The 384-nt window shown below is 66.4% G+C and carries 1 protein-coding gene; it reads left to right on the top strand.

From position 1 onward, the window contains the following. Positions 1 to 352 (top strand): hypothetical protein (locus tag ACTJI6_RS24265; RefSeq protein WP_440804361.1); only part of this gene is annotated, 352 nt, incomplete at its 5' end. Positions 353 to 384 lie beyond the last annotated feature (32 nt).

Genomic DNA, 384 nt, shown 5'->3' with positions numbered 1-384 from the left:
CATGACCTTGGAGAAGCAGGGCCGGTCGGTCCATGCCGTCACCTTCCGCTGGCGCTGGAAAGACCCGCACGACGCCGCAGATACCGCCAGAGAGAATGAACGCCACAGCGCCGTACGTCGCCGCCAGCAGGACACGGACGACGCCCCGCCCCTCCTTGCAGCAGAACCCCAGACGGAACCGGCTTTGGACTGGTGGCATGGCCTCACCCAAGCGGAGCGCGAGACTTGGGCGGACCGGGTCGGGCGCACCTTCAAGGCCGGAACCCTCACCGTACCTCGGCGCGAGACCGACCTTGCCCGCGCCGCCTTCTCCGCTCATGGACAAGGGGTTCTATCTGGAACCTCTGAATGACGCGGTGCGGAACCATGCCGGAACTCTCCCTT

Origin of the sequence: Paracoccus sp. 22332 (genome assembly GCF_052045125.1) — a bacterium.
Taxonomy (GTDB): Bacteria; Pseudomonadota; Alphaproteobacteria; order Rhodobacterales; family Rhodobacteraceae; genus Paracoccus; species Paracoccus haematequi_A.
Note: the sequence above shows the minus strand (reverse complement) of the source record. Positions and strands in the feature narration are given on the sequence as shown.